We start from the raw sequence: 17,522 nt of genomic DNA, 5'->3' as shown, positions 1-17,522 counted from the left end.
GAAACGTTGTTGCCTACAGCGAAAAAGGCCCCGGCGTTTCCACCGGGGCCTTCATCATGGGAAAGAGCGATGGATTATTCCGCGTCTTCTTTCTTTTCTTTCTTTTCGGGAACGATCTCTTCACCGGTTTCCTGATCGACCACTTTCATCGACAGGCGAACCTTGCCGCGGTCGTCAAAGCCCAGCAACTTGACCTTAACTTCCTGACCTTCTTTCAGAACATCCGACGGATGGTTCAGGCGGCGGTTTTCGATCTGGGACACGTGGACCAGACCGTCGCGCTTGCCAAAGAAGTTCACGAAGGCACCAAAGTCGACGATCTTGACAACTTTACCGGTGTAGATCTGACCTTCTTCCGGCTCGGCCACGATCGAATAGATCATGTCATAGGCCTTCTGGATCGACTCTCCGTCCGGCGAGGCGATCTTGATCACGCCGTCGTCGTTGATGTCGACCTTGGCGCCCGAAACCTCGACGATTTCGCGGATGACCTTACCGCCCGAGCCGATCACTTCGCGGATCTTGTCGGTCGGGATGTTCATGGTTTCGATGCGCGGGGCGTGGACCGAGAATTCGTTGGTCTCGGACAGGGCTTTGCCCATCTCGCCCAGGATGTGCATCCGGCCGTCCTTGGCTTGCGCCAGGGCTTTCTCCATGATCTCGGGCGTGATGCCCGCAACCTTGATGTCCATCTGCAGCGAGGTGATGCCGTTTTCGGTACCCGCAACCTTGAAGTCCATGTCGCCCAGGTGGTCTTCGTCACCCAGAATGTCCGACAGGATGGCATAGTTGCCGTCATCTTCCAGGATCAGGCCCATGGCAACACCAGCAACCGGTGCTTTCAGCGGAACGCCCGCATCCATCATCGACAGCGAGCCGCCGCAGACCGACGCCATCGAGGACGATCCGTTGGATTCGGTGATCTCGGACACGATACGGATCGTGTAGGGGAAGTCGGTCGCCGCAGGCAGAACCGCCTGCAGGGCGCGCCATGCCAGCTTGCCGTGGCCGATCTCACGACGACCGGGGCCACCCACGCGGCCAACTTCACCAACCGAATAGGGGGGGAAGTTGTAGTGCAGCAGGAAGTTCGATTTGAAGTTGCCGTGCAGCGCGTCGATGAACTGCTCGTCATCACCGGTGCCCAGGGTGGTCACGGCCAGCGCCTGCGTTTCACCACGGGTGAACAGGGCGGAACCGTGCGTACGCGGCAGCATCGAGGTTTCGGCCACGATCGAACGGATATCAGTGGTCGAACGACCGTCGATCCGCTTGCCACCTTTAACGACGTCACCGCGCAGGATGCCGGCTTCCAGCTTTTTCATCGCCGAGCCAAGGTTGGCGTCTTCCAGCTGTTCCTCGGTCAGGGCTGCCTTGATGGTTTCGCGGGCAGCAGAGACGGCGGCGGTGCGCTCTTGCTTGTCGGTGATCGCGAAAGCCGCGCGCATCTGCTCTTCACCGGCTGCAGCAACAGCGGCATACAGGTCCGCATAGTCGGGAGCTGCGAATTCAAACGGCTCTTTCGCGGCGTCTTCGGCCAGCGAGATGATCAGGTCGATCACCGGCTGAATCTGCGCGTGCGCAAAGTTCACCGCGCCCAGCATTTCAGCCTCAGAGAGCTCATACGCTTCGGATTCCACCATCATCACGGCGTCTTTGGTCCCGGCGACAACCAGGTCCAGACGCTGTTCAGGGTTCAGGCGCAGGTCCTGCATGTCGTCCACTGTCGGGTTCAGGACATATTCGCCATCCACGAAACCAACGCGGGCACCGGCGATAGGGCCCATGAACGGCGCGCCGGAAATGGTCAGGGCAGCAGACGCCGCGATCATCGCCACGATGTCGGGATCGTTGACCAGATCGTGAGACAGCACGGTGCACATGACCAGAACTTCGTTTTTGAAGCCGTCAACGAACAGCGGGCGGATCGGACGGTCGATCAGACGCGCGGTCAGCGTCTCTTTCTCGGTCGGGCGCGCCTCGCGCTTGAAGAAGCCACCCGGAACTTTACCGGCGGCATAGTATTTCTCTTGGTAGTGTACGGTCAGCGGGAAAAAATCCTGACCGGGTTTTTGGCTCTTGGCAAAGGTCACGTTGGCCATGACGCTGGTTTCGCCCAGCGTGGCAATCACGGTGCCGTCGGCCTGACGGGCAACCTTGCCGGTTTCCAGTGTCAGCGTCTCTTCGCCCCACTGCATAGATTTCGTAGTTACATCAAACATATGCGTATCCTAGAACGGAGCACTCCCGCCCCTGCGGGTCTCCGGTTTGCATGGCGGCCCCATTGCCGCCGACCCCATTTATCTTCCATTCGAGTGCCAGGGTCAGGGCACAACGTCTCAGATACCCGCGCGCATACATGAGATTGGTGCCAAAGGGAAGGGATAAGGCAGCCGAGGGCGTTTGGGGTAACAGCCGTCGTAATTCTTGTTGCCGCTTGCCGTTATCGTGTAGGTCCCGCCCCGTGGACCTGTATAGCATTTGGAGTAGGTTCGCCTGACGACGGGCGTGGGTCGGTGGTATGTCGATATCTTTCGGGTTTGCGTGCCCCACTCGCAGGCGAGGCCGTCGCCATCTCCATCAAGATTATGAGGGTCGGAAACCGGACCACCAGAAGCCAAAAAGAACTTCTGAGCCGCCGCGCCGGTTGGAAAGTCGCTGCAATCATATGTGTCTACGCTGGGCGCGTCGGACCTTGAGTAGATCGTCTTCCCAGCCGTCGATACACTGAATTGACCGTAGTTGCCCAAAGCGCATTGGTTTACCCCGCGCTCGGCCAGTTCTGCTTCGATGATGAGTTTACCGCGGGAGGTGGTTTGCGGCTGAAAGTAGGCACCGCACAATTCTGAAGTCGATGCCTGAGCGATTTTCGAAGACAGAGCCTCGGGTGAGAGCAGGTCAGCGGAGCAGGCAGTTGTTAACATTATGGCAAAATAGAATGAAAGGCGCATTAGAGTCCTCAATTCGGCTAAGTATTTGCCAGCGTTGATCGGAGGCGAATGGTCAAAATGGTTTAAGTCAAATTCAGGATTGAGAGCCTAGCCTACTGAGTGATTTTTGAAAGAGGCGGGGGTAATCGGCTTGCAATAATTGCAGGCTCGCACATTGATTTATTGCGCTAACATTCGTCCGAAAGAATGCATTTTGGGAAATATTGCTTTGCGTGTAGGCTGTTAGCACTGAACCCGCGGTCGAAAAGACGGAACGACGCCAAGGGGGTACGATATTCTTGTCCGTCAGCCGACCGACTACCTTGGCGTTTGCACCTAGCGGACAGAGGGGCTTCGAATGGCTCAAACCAAGAAAATGCTGGATCCCGATCCAAGGATCTATGACTTTGAAACAGAATACGAATTGGGGCAGGACAACGTTCGCCCGTTCGGTCTGGATATACACAATCCGGTCTTTTTGATCTCAAGCATCCTGATCTTTGCGTTCGTCCTGATCGCTCTGGCCAACCAAGAGGCAGCCGCAACGTTTTTTGGGTGGCTCAGGCCATGGCTAACCAGCACGTTTGACTGGTTCCTTGTCTTGTCGGTGGACGCCATAACCTTGTTCTGTCTGGTGTTGATCGTTCTGCCTGTGGGCAGCGTGCGCATTGGCGGGAAGGACGCCAAGCCAGACTATTCCTATGCCGGGTGGATCGCGATGATGTTCGCGGCCGGTATTGGTATCGGCCTGCTGTTTTTTGGCGTGATGGAGCCGGTTTATTACAACTTCGCCGAGGGCGGCAACGCCGTACCGCTGGGCATTGATATCGCTGTGCCGGGAAATGAATACGCAGGCGTTGTGGGTACGATCCACCACTGGGGTCTGGAAGGCTGGGCAGTTTACGCTGCCGTGGGCCTGAGCCTTGCGATCTTTGCCTATAATCTGGACCTGCCGTTGACCCTACGGTCGGCCTTCTACCCGATCCTCGGCGAACGCGTCTGGGGCTGGTGGGGTCACATTATCGACACTCTGGCGGTGTTTGCCACGCTGTTCGGCCTGACCACATCCCTGGGTCTGGGTGCGCAGCAGGTTGCAGCCGGGTTGAATGAGGTGTTCGGCATCGAACCCAGCCCGACCGTCGTTGTCCTGCTGATCATCGGCATCACGCTGATCGCTCTGGGCTCGGTCCTGATGGGCATGGATGCCGGCGTCAAACGGCTGAGTGAGATCAATATGATCATGGCCGTAGGTCTGTTCATCTTTGTGATCGTCGTCACCGGTGTCGGAACCGCCATCGCGCGGTATTTCAACGTCATGGTGGATTACGTGACGCACCTACCGGCCTTGTCCAACCCGTTCGGGCGTGAAGATACCAGTTATTTCCATGGCTGGACGACCTTCTACTGGGCGTGGTGGATCGCGTGGTCTCCGTTCGTGGGCATGTTCATCGCCCGCATCTCCAAGGGTCGCACGGTTCGCGAGTTCATCCTGTGTGCGCTGCTGGCACCTACTGCAGTCTGCGCGCTTTGGATGTCGACCTTTGGCGGAGCGGCCATCGACATGCTGAACGCAGGCGGCGCCGAAGGCGTCCGCGCCACGGTGATCGACAGCTATGCGCCCGAGGGCGCGCTGTTCGGCTTCCTGAAAGAGTTGCCGTTGTATTCGATCGTGGCCCCCATCGCACTGGTTCTGATCGTGGTGTTCTTTGTCACCTCGTCGGACTCGGGCTCGCTGGTGATCGACACGATCACGGCGGGTGGCAAGATGGATGCGCCAGTGATCCAGCGCGTGTTCTGGTGTACGCTTGAAGGTTTGGTGGCGATTGCCCTATTGCTGGGTGGCGGTCTGTCGGCCCTGCAGGGCGCGGCGGTGTCAACCGGTATCCCGTTCACGCTGGTCGTTCTGATGATGTGCTACTGCCTGTGGCTGGCACTGAAATCGGAAAAGGCCAAGATGTAAGACCGGGAGTTGTCAAAAAAGCGAAATGCCCGCCCTTTGGCGGGCATTTTTTTCGAAAGTGACCGTCGACTACGGGCCCACTTTAACAATTGCTGCGCTACAGCCAAAGGGCCGCCTTTCGGTAAGATAGCCAGAGCCTAACCTGTGACCTCTGCCTCATTGGTTCATCTGTTGAAGAACTCTGCAACGGCATCGGTCGATGCTTTCACAGCTTCGGGCTTGTAGTAGAAGTCTACATGGCTGAACTCGTCAAAAGCTACTTCCTCGTGCTCGTTAGTCAGCTTCTCGATGAAGGCCGTTGAGCAAATCGCAGTGACAGCAGTTGTGCCGTAGATAGTCAGAGACGGTTGCGTGATCTTGTCGGCGTAGGCTTCACAAATCGAGAACAGCGACTGCATGGGCTGATCGCCAATATGCATGTTGGTGTAGTTTGGAACCGCAACCGGGCCTTTGGCACCGTCACGTCCGTAGTAGTCGTAAGTTTCCCCCGCCATTGGGTTGATACCAAGGTCGATGAAGTCTTGTCGGGACATCTCGTCGTTTAGGCCGAAGGGGGCAACGAAGTCTGGTTCGCCGGTCTCATATTGCTTTTGCATCGAGGCGTTTGCGGCCTCGATCATCTGGTCGACCATGTCGCGGTCGGTCCACTGGAATGCGTCTGAGGCCATCATGCCCGAGGCCATCGCAATTTTCTTGATGCGGTGGTCGGTCACCGCTGCCGATGCAATGGTCTGACCACCCTGACAGACGCCGAGGCCGTAGATTACCTCAACGAAGGGTAACGTGCCCAAATAGGATACCGCGTCCCATGTGTTTTCGATCAGGCGGAAGTTATAGCGCGACTGTTTGTGTTCGCCCGGAAGCGCCGGGGAGTCGCCCATGCCGAGATAATCGAAGCCAAGATAGATGAAGCCGCGTGCCGCCATTTCTGGCCCATAGGTTGCCGGAATTTGGTCCTTTACCTGCGGGAAGGGGCTGGCCCCTACGATGGCCTTGTAGGTCTTTGTCTCATCAAAGCCTTCTGGCAGGTAAAGATCACCTGCCAAATCCACGCCAAAGGATTTGAAGGTCACTTGGTTTTTGCCAGCAGTGAAAGTTTTGGTAACCATGATCCAGGTCCTTTTGGGTTGGAAGGCACATTGCCTTGCAAAAGTAAATTATGAAGTTTACTTATGAGGGGATGTGATGATTGTAAACAAGTAATTTTACTATTGAGACGGAAACCGTGAAACGTACTGAAAAAAAACGGAAAGATATCATCGACGCAGCCATCGATGAGTTCAAGGAACAGGGGTTTCTGGGGGCGAAGACCACCTCCATTGCCAAAAAAGCGAACGTATCGAGTCGCACGCTTTACAATCACTTCGAAAGCAAGGAGGCGCTGTTTGACGCGATTTCAGAGATCATGTTGGAAGAGAACCGGAGCATGGAGCCGGTCTCCTACGACCCAGAGCGCGACTTTGTTGAGCAATTGAGGGATGCTTTGTGGAAGTATATCGCCATCATAACGGAAGAGACGGCGATCGGCTTAAATCGTATGGTCTTGTCAGAGTTGATCCGTGACCTCGACCGGTCCCGAAGTTTTTTCACAGAGACCGAAACCCACGACTACCCGATGACGCGGTTGATCGAAGAAGCCATGGACGCAGGCGTGATCCGCAAAGCCGATCCGGTCTTCGCAACTAACCAACTCCTGGCGCTCGCGAAAAACTTCTTTTTCTGGCCAGAGTTCTTTCTTGGTGAGAACCCAACGCCAAGAGAAATTATGGATGACTGCATCGCAATGTTTCTAGCGCACTACAAAGCGGAGATTTGATCGGTCATCACCGACGGAAAGAAAGCCCCTCGCGGTTGACACCGCCGAGTGCTACTGGCGTTATGCCGTGATGGTGCCGCCGAACTCGTAAAGCCACAAATAAAACGCCCACCAAATTGGCGGGCGTTCAAATCGGAAATATCCGGTTTCAAATCTGGCACAAAAAGCGCTTAGCGGCGGATGCCCAGCTTTTTGATCAGGTCCTGATAACGGGCCTCTTCCTTGCCTTTCAGGTAGTCCAGCAGCTTACGGCGCTGGGCGACCATTTTCAGCAGACCGCGACGACCGTGGTTGTCTTTTTTGTGGGTCTTGAAGTGCTCGGTCAGGGTGGTGATGCGCGAGGTCAGGATAGCAACCTGGACTTCAGGCGAACCGGTGTCGCCTTCTTTGGTTGCGAATTCTTTCATGACGCGTGCTTTTTCAGCGGCAGTAATCGACATCGGGGTCTCCTTGTAAAAGGTTAAGGTTGATGGCGCAGGCCGGGATGTCGTCCAGCACAGGCCCATGGAGAAAACCGCACCGATTCCGATGCGGATGCGCGCGTATAAGCGGTATTGGGAGAAATGGCAAAGAGATTCTGTGACGCTCAGCCCTGCTTCATTTGATCCAGTGCGTTCAGCTGCGCCAGATCTCCTTCGGCGATCAGCTGGATATCATCGGGGGTCAGCCCCTCGGCCTTTAGCAGCTGAGCAATGGTCTGGCCGTTGATCGTGACATTGGTCAGACTGTCATCTTCGGTATCCGGTTCGATCTGAATGTCGGGGTATTCCTCACCCTCCCACGAGATCAGCAGCTTGTCCTCACCCGGTTGGAAGTCCATGACAGTGACGGCGGCGTCATCTTCTTCGGGCGTGATCACGATGTCATCCTCGCCTTCGCCGCCGGTGACGATATCCCCGCTTTCGGCCAGAATCGTGTCATCCCCTGCACCGCCATTGAGGAAATCAACCGCATCCTCATCCGCGCCATCCAGCCCGGTCAGCACGTCATCGCCATCGCCACCAAACAGAACGTCTTCGCCTTCGCCACCTTCAAGATGATCGTCCCCATATCCCCCATGCAGCGCATCATCGCCCGCATCCCCGGTCAGAGTGTCATCGTCCTGCCCGCCGTAAAGCTCGTCCTCGCCGTCGCCGCCAGTCAGGGTGTCATCACCGAAATGACCAAACAACGTGTCGTCGCCCTGATCACCGGAGAGCTGGTCGTCGCCGTCCTCACCATGCAGCACGTCGTCATCAAGGCCGCCCGTGATAATGTCATCCCCTTTGCCGCCGTGCAGCACATCTTCGCCCGCGCCGCCGATGATGGTGTCGTCGCCTTCATACCCGTTGATCTGATCGTCGCCGTCCTGCCCTGTTAAAAGGTCGGTATCTTCGGACCCGGTGATGATCAGATTGCCGCCCTGCTCCGAAAGCACCGTTCCGATCGAGATTTCCGAGGTTTCGGGGGCGTCGATGTTCTCATCTACGTCCAGCAGGTTGCCCTCGGACAGGTCGACGGGTTCGTCTTCCTGGATGTCGTCCTCTTCGACCTCTTCCTCGGGCTCAAACACATCGCTGATTGCATAGGCCGCACCGCCCATGGCGGCCAGACCGAGTAGTCCGATCAAGAACATGGCAACCCTCCGTGAACGCAGTTCTCCGAGGGTGATTTATCCTATCTTCGTAAGGCTTTGGTCAAAGGCAGGTTGGACTCGTGGTTAACTGTTTGTCACCACGGTTCGGGCTGCTGGGTATAGGCGATGTACAGAGGGTGCTTTGGATGCCCCGCCTTTGTCAGCCCTAGATGGAACAGCGGTTGGCCGGTGGCGCGCAGCAGTGCCTCGACCGCCGGGCCGCGATCCAGATGCGCGCCATGGGTGCCCCATGCGGCAATGACCTGATCCGCCCATTCGACACCGTCTAGAATGGCGGCGTCATTCGCGGGGCCTACCGGATCGGCGGCGGCGCGCATCTTGCGTGGGTCAGTATCGCGCCAGGCAAAGATATTAGTTACCTGAAACGCACCGAACCCCAACGCCCGCGCGCGCCGTTCGCAGCGCTCGACCGTGGGGTCATTCTGTACCTCGGTCGCGGTCGAAGGGTTCAGCATCACAAACAGCGCCTTGCGCCCAGCTGCTTCCCACACGCGGGTCAGGCTATAGCGATACTTCTCGCAAGCGGAATAGACGGCGGTCGAGGGCGCATCGCCCTTGATATGCGTTCGGGTGATCATGCCCCCGCCTAACACGGAGTTTAGGAGACGAACACCCGGCTCGGATGCAATTCGCCGGATTTGTAGATGCCCACCGCCACGGCTTTACCATCGAGCGAGGCCCAAGCCTCGTCGCCATATTCCACGTCGCTGGCCAGAACCATGCCCGGATTGCCGTTTCGCAGGCGGGTGGCGCCCTCGGGGGTGCATTTCAATTCGGGCAGGTCGGCGAGGCCGGTTTCCAGAGGGTGCAGATAGGCGTCCAAGGCTTCGGTCTTGGCCATCTCGTCGATCTGTTCGATGCTTATCCCGTCTTCGACCTCAAACGGGCCGGACCAGATGCGACGCAGCTCTTTGACATGGCCGTGGCATCCCAAAGCGGCACCCAGATCGCGGGCAATGGAGCGGACATAACCTCCCTTGCCGCAGGTCATTTCCAGCACCACGTGATCGGCGTCGGGTCGGTCCACAAGGATCAGTTCCTCAACCCACAGGGGCCGGGCAGACAGTTCCACATCCTCGCCGTCGCGGGCCAGTTTATAGGCGCGCTGGCCGTCGATTTTCACGGCAGAGAACTTGGGCGGCACCTGCATGATGTCACCCAGAAACGGAGTCAGCGCCTGTTTGATATCGTCATCCGAAGGGCGCGCATCGCTGGAGGTAATCACCTCGCCCTCGGCATCGTCGGTATTGGTGGCCTGACCCAGACGCACGGTGAAGGTGTAGGCTTTCAACGCGTCGGTGATGTAAGGAACGGTCTTGGTCGCCTCACCCAGCGCCACGGCCAGAACGCCGGTTGCCTCGGGGTCCAGCGTTCCCGCATGGCCTGCCTTTTTCGCATCCATCGCCCACCGCACCTTGTTGACCACAGCGGTTGATGTCATGCCCGCAGGCTTGTCCACCACCAGCCAACCGGAAATGTCGCGGCCCTTGCGTTTGCGTCCCATATCACACCTTGATTCATGCTAAGGCGCGCGGCGTAGCGGATCACATGGGCGCTGTCAATTTGCGGGCGTGTCTTCGACCACACCCACGATCGGCCCCAGCGAGAACCCGATATCCGAGCGGCCCTCGGCTCGGTCATACATGCGCGAGATATTGCCGTCGAAGAACAGCGCGTTGGGCGTTTTCAGCACGTCCCGAAACAGGCTGCCAAACTCGTGGAAGGTGACGTAATCGTCCGAGATCACAAACACCGCGCGCGTGCCATCATCGCTGGTGCCCACCCCGTTGCGCACGAACAGCGAGGTTGAGTCAGGCAGAAAACGCGGGTGCAGCGCTCCGTCGATCACCAGCATGGGGCCGGATTGAGTGGCAAAGCGGCAGTCCGGCGCTTGATCGACGAAATCTAGCGTCTCAAACACGTCAGCGCGGCCGTCGCGGATACAGAACACCCCATTGGGTAGAAGGCCGAAATTACCGGGGCCGGGGTTGGAGATGACGCGCATCTGTTCCTGCCCGTCCTCGACATAATGACCCACGGGCGAGCGATCGTCGTGATACATGCCCGCATTCATCGCAAAGGCCAGACGTTCACCACCGGGGGCCAACGCCTCGTTGACCGAGGAAAAATGCCCCAGCAGATCGCCACTGTCATCGTTCAGAAACAGGCGCAGGTCTTCATTGGATGCGTCCACCTCGCAAACAGTGTATCGCTTGGCGTCGTGGGTGACTTTCTCACAGCTCACCGCGCCAGCCTGCGCGGCCCACAGGAGCGCGCCCAATGTGGCCAGCGTGCGGATCACTCGTCCAGATCGCGGCGCACCGCGTCCTGTTCGAACATGCGGCGGGTGTCGTCCAGACGGTCAAACGTGTCATCCAGACGGAACCGCAGATCGGGCGAGAATTTCAGGTTCAACTTCTTGCCGATCATGCGGCGCAGCTCACCCTTGTTGCGGGCCAGCAGCTCGATCACGTCCTCCTGCCCCTTGCCGCCCAAAGGCAGCACATAGGCGGTGGCGATCTTCAGATCGGGCGAGGTGCGCACTTCGCCTACAGTGATCGACATGCGGTTCAGGTCGGGGTCGTGGACATCTCCGCGCGCCAGAACCTCGGACAGGGTGCGGCGGATCAGTTCGCCGACACGCAGTTGCCGTTGGGACGGGCCGGGGCCGTCGTGGAATTTGTTCTTTGCCATGACTTCGATCTAAGCCCAAATCCCACCTTTGCCAAGCGGGCGCGAACCGGGTAGGAGGCTTTGAGCCGACTAATGCGAAAGGACCAGCGCCATGACCCATATTCCGGGGATCGTTATCACAGGGGCTTCGGGCCGTATGGGGCAGATGCTGATCAAGACCGTGTCTGAGAGCGATCAGGCGCGTCTCGTCGGTGTTGTTGAACGTGTGGGCCATGGCTGGATCGGCCAGGATGTAGGTACGGCCATGGGTGGCCCCGCGCTGGGCGTCACAGTTACCGATGATCCGCTGGAGGCCTTTGCGCAAGCGCAGGCGGTGATCGACTTCACCGCGCCCGAGGCAACGCTGGAGTTCGCCGCGCTGGCTGCGCAAGCGCGCTGTGTGCATGTGATCGGCACCACGGGCATGACGGATGAACAGATCGCGGCGCTGGAACCTGCCGCGCGCCATGCGGTGATCGTGCGGGCCGGGAACATGAGCCTCGGCGTCAACCTGCTGGTGCAGCTGACCAAAAAGGTCGCCGCCGCACTGGACGAAGATTTTGATATAGAGGTCATCGAAGGCCACCACCACCACAAGGTCGACGCACCTTCGGGCACGGCGCTGATGCTGGGCGCGGCCGCAGCTGAAGGGCGTGGCGTCAATCTGGCTGACGTGTCCGACCGGGGCCGCGACGGTATCACCGGCGCGCGCAAACGCGGCGACATCGGTTTCCACGCGATTCGCGGCGGAGACATCGTGGGCGAACATGACGTCCTGTTCGCCGCGCCGGGTGAACGTATCGTCCTGCGCCATCTGGCCACCGACCGCGCCATCTTTGCCCGCGGCGCGCTGAAAGCGGCGCTGTGGGGGCAGGGCAAAGCGCCGGGTCAGTATGACATGGTGGATGTGCTGGGCCTCTGAGCCATAGACGCGGAGACCAAAGGCGCTAGGGTCAGCTTATGCGAACCGTGAAGTCTCGCGTAGTTTTGGGCTTGTTGCTGGTGGTGTTCTATCTGACGCTGCTGCCTTTCGTCGTACATGGTTTTGTCATGATCCGTGTCGGGCTGTCTGAAGACGCGGCGCAGCAAAGCTATTTGTTTGCAGACGGGCAGGGCGTCGGAAATTTGGCGATGCTGGTGCATGTATTTGCCGGGACCGTGTTGGTCGCGCTTGTCCCTTTGCAAGTGCTGCCAGGCTTGCGGCGGAAATACACCCGTTTCCATCGCATTTTGGGCCGAGTGCTAGTCACGCTTGCGTTGATCACGGGTTTGGCCGGAATGACCTACATCCCCCTGCGTGGCACGATCGGTGGGTCGGTCATGTCGGCGGCCTTTTTCCTTTATGGGCTTTGCCTGTTCACGGCAGCGCTGATGGTGGCGCGTATGGCGTTGAACAAAGACCGTGCCGGTCATTGGGCTTGGGGCCTGCGCCTGTTCTGGCTGGCGCTGGGATCGTGGCTTTATCGGGTGCACTACACGATTTGGTATCTGCTGACCGGTGGGCTGGGGTCCGAGCCCGATTTCTCGGGCCCGTTTGACCTTGTACAGAACTTTGCGTTCTACGTGCCGTATCTGATGGCCGTTCAGCTATGGGTTGCTCGCAAGCGACGGGCGCATACTGGGGCTTTGCCTACACGTCCTTAATCTTGTCCGCGCGCAGCGGGCAAGACAGGTAGACGCCGAACTCTTTCCCGATATCAGCGCTGACGCGCGCATGAACTGCGCCCTGACGGTCAAGAAACCGCTGGCTGTCTTGGACCGGGAAAATTCCCTCGTGCCAGATACCGGGATGAATATAGAGCCCGCGTGAGCCGTCGCACCAGAAGGCCACCACCTTCTCGGGCGTCAGGTTGTCGCCGGGCAGGGCAGCAGGCACGATGAACGGCTTGTTGTCCAGGGGCCAGAACATCTGACCGCCATCCGGGTGATAGTTCATGTGCCACAGCAGGACCTGATCACGAGGCGCGGTTTGGCGTGCGGTTTGCGCCTGCTGCGGATCGGCGGACCAGCCCAGAACATAGTGGCCTTTGACCGCCTCGTTCTCGCCATAGAGCACGTCGCCTTGCCAGTCGCATTTGAACGTGCCTTCAACCCAGCCGCCTTCGTCACCGGTGCCCTCGTCGATGGGCCGCCAGCCTTGCTGCGGCCAGCGGGTGATCTCGATCTCGAACCCTTGAGGGTCATCGACCAGACAACCATAGCCTTTGACGGATGCATCAGTGGCTCGGATCAGAGGCACCTCGTGCCAGGGCAAGGACGGCTTGGTGCTGGCTTCAAAGATGTACTCAGGCGCGGTCATGCGGCCCCCATATGCTTGTCGACCATGCGCTGCACCATAGGGGCGAAATGGGCGAAGTCGGGGGTTTCCATGTTGGCGCGCTTGCCGGCCTCGTCCAGATAACGGACCTGAATGATCTCTTTCAGGTTGGGGTTTGCTTCGAATGCGGCCACCTCCTCGGCGCTCATGGGGCCGCCTTGTAGCTCCAGCGTATGAACCGACGCTGCCGACAGCCGGTCGAAATACTCGGGCTTGGTGGCGCACAGATAGCGTTTGGCCGCAACGTGATAGCGGCAGCAATCGGTGATGACCGACGGAAAGAACTGTTCCAGAACCTCTGCGCCTGCGTCCTCGTGATGGCGGTCTTCGGTGTCGTCGGGGTGATAGGTGCCGAACTCGGACGTAAAGTGGCCGATATCGTGCAGTAGAGCACCGACGATGATTTCCTCAGGCATCCCGTTCTGTTCGGCAATCGTAGCCCCTTGCAGCATATGTTCGGCCATGGTGACGGGTTCGCCCAGATATTCCTCACCGCCGCGGCGGTCGAAGATATCGCCGATGAAGGCCACAATGTTGGTGCGGTTCAGGGTCGAGAAATCGGGTTTCATTCCGCCGCCTCCGGCTGTGCCATCTCCATCGCCGCCAGCGTGGATAGCAAGCCATCCTTGTCGGCGTAACACCCCTGCAACCAGCGCGACCCAGCGCCGGAATAGCCCAGCCGCGCGTGCAGGACGCGGGTGTTGTCGACAATAAAGCTCTCACCCGGTTCCAGTTTGAAGGACACACCCATGGCCGGGTCGTCGATGATCTCAGCCAGCTGACGATAGGCGGCGTAATAGGCCTCCATCTGGTCAAAGGGGATGTCGACGAACGGCGCGGAGGAGCGGTTGTTGAACCGGATGCTGACCAGCTCGCCATCCGGTGACAGCTCGATCATCGGGCGACGGGACCGCAGGCAGACGCCGTCTTCGCCCTTGTATTCGAACCGCGCCGGGTATCCGGCCAGCAGGGCAAAACCATCGGGGTTCTGATCGCGCAGCTTTTCGGCGGCGCGGAAGCCGTCCACCACGATGGAATCGCCGCCCTCAGCGCTGTTTTCCAGACAATATAGGATCTGCAGCGTGGGCACCGGATCGCGATAGGGATTGTCGGTATGGGCCTGCAATCCCAGCCCGGTAAAGGCAAGGTTGGTCGGGTTCACCTCGGTCCGGACCTCGAAATAGGGGCCGTAGTTGGTTTCGCGCACATAGCCGAACAGATCAGCCACCTGCAGCAGCGATTCCGGTTCGGTCGGGCCGCCAGCCAGCTTGGCAAAGCCGAACTCTGCCACGGCGGCCAGCCAGTCGCGCTTGGCCTTGGGGTCGGCGTGGACTGCGTTCCAATCCGCGCTGGGCGGGGTCAGAGTGCTGTCCCATGTGGTGAGGCCGGGGGCGAGGCGACCCCTCTTTTCAGTATGGTCATGGTCATAGATGTGATCGGCCAGCCAATGGGCGGGGAAGGTCACCGTCTTGTCTTCGGGCTGGAAGGTGACGCTCAGATCGCCGTTCAGAACTTCGGCCGCGCTGACCGAGACATTGGCGGGAATGTCCCCGATGGTGATCAGGCGCTGACCATTGCCCGGCGCGCGGGTGTCGGGGTCTAGCGCATTGTCGCGCAGCCAGATGGCGTGAAAGCGCGCTTGTGTGCCATCGGCAAATTCAACAGTCACGATCTGCGTGGTGTGAGTGGCGGTGCGCAGCATGAGGTCTCTCCTGTTCGGCGCGGGCTATGGTTGAGGAGATACGCCCCTCGTGGCATTACCACAATTAAACCTTATTGCGACTGAGGGATGGAAAAACTTATGGTTCGGAAAAAGATCGGATTGCCGCCTCTGGACTGGTTGCGCGTGTTTGAGGCCGCCGGTCGGCTGGGCGGATTCTCTGCAGCGGCGAAGGAATTCGGGCTGACGCAGGCGGCGGTCAGTCAGCGGATCGCAAACCTTGAGGCTTGGCTGGGCCGGACCCTGTTTGTCCGCGAGGCACGCGGCGTGTCGCTGACGGTCGAAGGCGAAAGCTATTTGCCGCTGGTGCAGGACAGCCTGCAGGCGTTGGAACGCAACACCGAGGATTTGTTCGGCAAAGCCCCGCGCGAACTGCGCGTGGCGGGGCTGTCGTCGAACATCCACGCGCTTGTGGTGCCGGCAATTGTCCGGTTTCAGCAGATGCGCCCAAAGGTGCGGGTTATGACGGATTCAGTCGCTCGGCGCTCATCGCTGGACGAAGAACGCACGTGGCTGCAGATCCGCTACGGGCGCGGTGCGTGGCCGGGGCGCGGGGCTGAACGGATCGCGCCCGAGGTTCTGGTGCCCATGGCCGCCCCCGGTGTCTACTGGGGAGCCCCCCTGATCGACCTGCGTGGCGAGCGACCTGCCTGGCGCGACTGGGCGCGCAAGACTGGCCATGACGATCTGCCGCCTTCGGTGATCAGCTTCGACTCGATGGAACACGCCCTGTCGGCGGCACGGCAAGGGATGGGGGTGGCGTTGGGCTCTGAACCTTTGGCGCAGGCCGATCTGCAGGCCGGGAGTTTGCAGCAGCTGGACCTGCCCGCGCTGAACACGAAAGACGGCTATTGGCTGACATGGCCCGAGGATCGGGCGAAATCCAAAAAACAGCGCGCGTTGATTGCCGATTTCCTGACCGCGCTGCGAGGCTGAGCGATCAGAAGTCGATCGCGATGCCCTTCTTCTCCCAATCGCCATAGCGGGCGGGGTCGGGGCCGTCGCGGCCACCCAGTTCCTTGGGCTGCTCTTTCGCCTCGGCTGCGGCCTTGCGGCGGCGGTCCTCGGCCTCGGCCAAAGCGCGTTGGGCGGCGGGCGGCAGGTCTTTGCGGTCGTCGCTCATGAGATCGGGTTCCTTTCCGTGCTAGGGCTTGATATACGCCCCCGTCCGCGTTTGGCAATGCGGGCGAGGGTCACATCAAAGGCGGTTCCATGTCCGACAACGCAACGGCAGCGCGGCGCAGTGCGATCTATCTGCTGGATCAGATATTGGGCGAAGGGCGTCTGTTGTCCGAATGTCTGGCCGCCGGCGCATTGGACTGGCTGGGTCGCGAAGACCGCGCCCGCGCACAGCGCCTGACGCTGGAAACCCTGCGCGGGTTGGAACGCGCCGACCGTCTGCTGGACAACCATTTGAACCGGACCCCTGCGTTGACCGTACATAACGCCCTGCGTCTTGGCGCGGTGGAACTGTGTCACGGCGAGGCCGCGCATGGGGTAGTCAATTCTATGGTCGAGATCGTTGGCCGGTCGCGCAAACATGGCCGCCTCAAGGGTCTGGTGAATGCGGTGCTGCGCAAGGTGGCTGCTGAAGGGCCCGAGGCATGGCCCAAGATGCGCGTCCCTCGACTGCCCGAATGGCTGCGCGACCCGCTGACCATGGCTTGGGGCCCTGATGCCATCACCGGTATGGAGCAAGCGCATTTCGCAGGCGCGCCGCTGGATATTACCGTCAAACCCGGCGCCAATGGCCCCGGTGAGACGCTGCCCACTGGCTCGCGCCGGGTACAGGATGGGGGGCAGGTCTCGACCTTGCCGGGGTTCGACAATGGCGATTGGTGGGTACAGGATGCTGCTGCAGCTATCCCCGTTCAGGTACTTGCACCGAGGGCCGGAGAGAAAATACTGGACCTCTGCGCCGCCCCCGGTGGGAAAACCATGCAGATTGCCGCGGCCGGAGCGAACGTTACAGCGCTTGATGTGTCGGATTCTCGGTTAGAACGTGTGCGCGAGAATCTCCAACGAACAGGGCTGAAAGCCAAGATCATCGCTGGTGACGCGCTAGAGCATCAGGGCCAATACGACGCGATCCTGTTGGACGCGCCCTGTTCGGCAACCGGTACGATCCGCCGCCACCCGGACCTGCCCTTTGCCAAGGATGGCTCGGAATTTGGCGGGTTGATCGAATTGCAGGCACAGATGCTGGCCCATGCGTGGGGCCTGCTTAAACCCGGCGGGCGGCTGGTTTACTGTACCTGTTCCCTGCTGCCGGACGAGGGTGAGGTTCAGATCGAAGAAGCGTTGGATCTTTTCCCGGGCATGCAGGTCGACCGCGAGGCGCTGGATATTGCTGGCATCGACAAGGATTGGATCACCGAAGAAGGCGGCCTGCGCCTTCGGCCTGACTATTGGGCGGATCGGGGTGGTATGGATGGTTTCTATATCGCGTGCCTGAACAAATCTGCCTGAT

At 59.5% G+C, this 17,522-nt stretch carries 19 protein-coding genes; 6 read left to right on the top strand and 13 right to left on the bottom strand.

Translation table 11 applies throughout. From position 1 onward, the window contains the following. Positions 1–74 precede the first annotated feature (74 nt). Together pnp and ACR0DX_RS18895 are read right to left on the bottom strand one after the other, a co-directional pair. Positions 75–2,222 (bottom strand): polyribonucleotide nucleotidyltransferase, encoded by a 2,148-nt coding sequence (gene pnp, locus ACR0DX_RS18900; protein WP_170353690.1) that lies wholly within the window; start codon positions 2,220–2,222, stop codon positions 75–77. 117 nt (positions 2,223–2,339) lie between these two features. Further along, positions 2,340–2,924: an excalibur calcium-binding domain-containing protein gene (locus tag ACR0DX_RS18895; protein ID WP_480847063.1), complete on the bottom strand. Its 585-nt coding sequence runs from the start codon at positions 2,922–2,924 to the stop codon at positions 2,340–2,342. Positions 2,925–3,288: 364 nt separating this feature from the next. On the opposite strand from ACR0DX_RS18895, the gene ACR0DX_RS18890 reads away from it, so the two are divergent. Next, positions 3,289–4,890 (top strand): BCCT family transporter, encoded by a 1,602-nt coding sequence (locus ACR0DX_RS18890; protein ID WP_170353689.1) that lies wholly within the window; start codon positions 3,289–3,291, stop codon positions 4,888–4,890. Positions 4,891–5,054: 164 nt separating this feature from the next. Here the strand turns inward: ACR0DX_RS18890 and ACR0DX_RS18885 are convergent, their stop codons facing one another. Further along, positions 5,055–5,999, bottom strand: a complete 945-nt coding sequence (locus tag ACR0DX_RS18885) for an alpha/beta hydrolase (protein WP_170353688.1) — start codon at positions 5,997–5,999, stop codon at positions 5,055–5,057. 116 nt (positions 6,000–6,115) lie between these two features. On the opposite strand from ACR0DX_RS18885, the gene ACR0DX_RS18880 reads away from it, so the two are divergent. Next, positions 6,116–6,706 (top strand): TetR/AcrR family transcriptional regulator, encoded by a 591-nt coding sequence (locus tag ACR0DX_RS18880; protein WP_170353687.1) that lies wholly within the window; start codon positions 6,116–6,118, stop codon positions 6,704–6,706. Positions 6,707–6,876: 170 nt separating this feature from the next. On the opposite strand, the gene rpsO is transcribed toward ACR0DX_RS18880, so the two are convergent. The 6 genes from rpsO to rbfA all read right to left on the bottom strand — a co-directional run bounded on the left by rpsO (position 6,877) and on the right by rbfA (position 11,036). Then, complete coding sequence (gene rpsO, locus ACR0DX_RS18875) at positions 6,877–7,146, bottom strand: 30S ribosomal protein S15 (RefSeq protein WP_039528663.1); 270 nt, start codon at positions 7,144–7,146, stop codon at positions 6,877–6,879. 146 nt (positions 7,147–7,292) lie between these two features. Further along, positions 7,293–8,321, bottom strand: a complete 1,029-nt coding sequence (locus ACR0DX_RS18870; RefSeq protein ID WP_170353686.1) for a calcium-binding protein — start codon at positions 8,319–8,321, stop codon at positions 7,293–7,295. Positions 8,322–8,416: 95 nt separating this feature from the next. Next, positions 8,417–8,920, bottom strand: coding sequence for a DUF1643 domain-containing protein (locus tag ACR0DX_RS18865; protein ID WP_480847060.1), 504 nt, complete (start codon positions 8,918–8,920; stop codon positions 8,417–8,419). A gap of 20 nt (positions 8,921–8,940) precedes the next feature. Beyond that, a complete protein-coding gene (gene truB / locus ACR0DX_RS18860; protein WP_170353684.1) occupies positions 8,941–9,846 on the bottom strand; it encodes a tRNA pseudouridine(55) synthase TruB in 906 nt (301 codons plus the stop codon). A 54-nt stretch (positions 9,847–9,900) separates the two neighbouring features. Continuing rightward, positions 9,901–10,644: a phosphodiester glycosidase family protein gene (locus ACR0DX_RS18855; RefSeq protein WP_480847057.1), complete on the bottom strand. Its 744-nt coding sequence runs from the start codon at positions 10,642–10,644 to the stop codon at positions 9,901–9,903. Continuing rightward, entirely contained in the window at positions 10,641–11,036 is a 396-nt protein-coding gene (gene rbfA, locus ACR0DX_RS18850; RefSeq protein WP_170353683.1) for a 30S ribosome-binding factor RbfA, read from the bottom strand. Before rbfA ends, ACR0DX_RS18855 begins: the two co-directional genes overlap by 4 nt. 91 nt (positions 11,037–11,127) lie before the next feature. Here rbfA and dapB point away from each other — a divergent pair, with 91 nt between their 5' ends. Then, positions 11,128–11,937: a 4-hydroxy-tetrahydrodipicolinate reductase gene (gene dapB / locus ACR0DX_RS18845; RefSeq protein WP_170353682.1), complete on the top strand. Its 810-nt coding sequence runs from the start codon at positions 11,128–11,130 to the stop codon at positions 11,935–11,937. Between the two features lie 38 nt (positions 11,938–11,975). Beyond that, a complete protein-coding gene (locus ACR0DX_RS18840; protein WP_170353681.1) occupies positions 11,976–12,659 on the top strand; it encodes a DUF2306 domain-containing protein in 684 nt (227 codons plus the stop codon). Here the strand turns inward: ACR0DX_RS18840 and ACR0DX_RS18835 are convergent. Genes ACR0DX_RS18835 through tmpA form a run of 3 tightly spaced genes read right to left on the bottom strand, consistent with a single transcriptional unit; the run spans position 12,646 to position 15,034 of the window. Then, positions 12,646–13,314, bottom strand: a complete 669-nt coding sequence (locus tag ACR0DX_RS18835) for an ureidoglycolate lyase (RefSeq protein WP_170353680.1) — start codon at positions 13,312–13,314, stop codon at positions 12,646–12,648. The genes ACR0DX_RS18840 and ACR0DX_RS18835 overlap by 14 nt on opposite strands. Further along, positions 13,311–13,901 (bottom strand): (R)-1-hydroxy-2-trimethylaminoethylphosphonate oxygenase, encoded by a 591-nt coding sequence (tmpB, locus tag ACR0DX_RS18830; RefSeq protein WP_170353679.1) that lies wholly within the window; start codon positions 13,899–13,901, stop codon positions 13,311–13,313. Before tmpB ends, ACR0DX_RS18835 begins: the two co-directional genes overlap by 4 nt. Continuing rightward, a complete protein-coding gene (gene tmpA / locus ACR0DX_RS18825; protein WP_170353678.1) occupies positions 13,898–15,034 on the bottom strand; it encodes a 2-trimethylaminoethylphosphonate dioxygenase in 1,137 nt (378 codons plus the stop codon). Before tmpA ends, tmpB begins: the two co-directional genes overlap by 4 nt. Before the next feature lie 87 nt (positions 15,035–15,121). On the opposite strand from tmpA, the gene ACR0DX_RS18820 reads away from it, so the two are divergent. Then, positions 15,122–15,988, top strand: coding sequence for a LysR family transcriptional regulator (locus ACR0DX_RS18820; protein WP_480847053.1), 867 nt, complete (start codon positions 15,122–15,124; stop codon positions 15,986–15,988). A 4-nt stretch (positions 15,989–15,992) separates the two neighbouring features. On the opposite strand, the gene ACR0DX_RS18815 is transcribed toward ACR0DX_RS18820, so the two are convergent. Next, complete coding sequence (locus tag ACR0DX_RS18815) at positions 15,993–16,175, bottom strand: DUF1674 domain-containing protein (RefSeq protein ID WP_170353677.1); 183 nt, start codon at positions 16,173–16,175, stop codon at positions 15,993–15,995. Positions 16,176–16,264: 89 nt separating this feature from the next. Here ACR0DX_RS18815 and ACR0DX_RS18810 point away from each other — a divergent pair, with 89 nt between their 5' ends. Next, entirely contained in the window at positions 16,265–17,521 is a 1,257-nt protein-coding gene (locus tag ACR0DX_RS18810) for an RsmB/NOP family class I SAM-dependent RNA methyltransferase (RefSeq protein ID WP_170353676.1), read from the top strand. Position 17,522: the final 1 nt, after the last annotated feature.

It is taken from the genome of Ruegeria sp. D3 (genome assembly GCF_056534465.1).
This window is presented reverse-complemented; position numbering and strand designations above follow the sequence as displayed.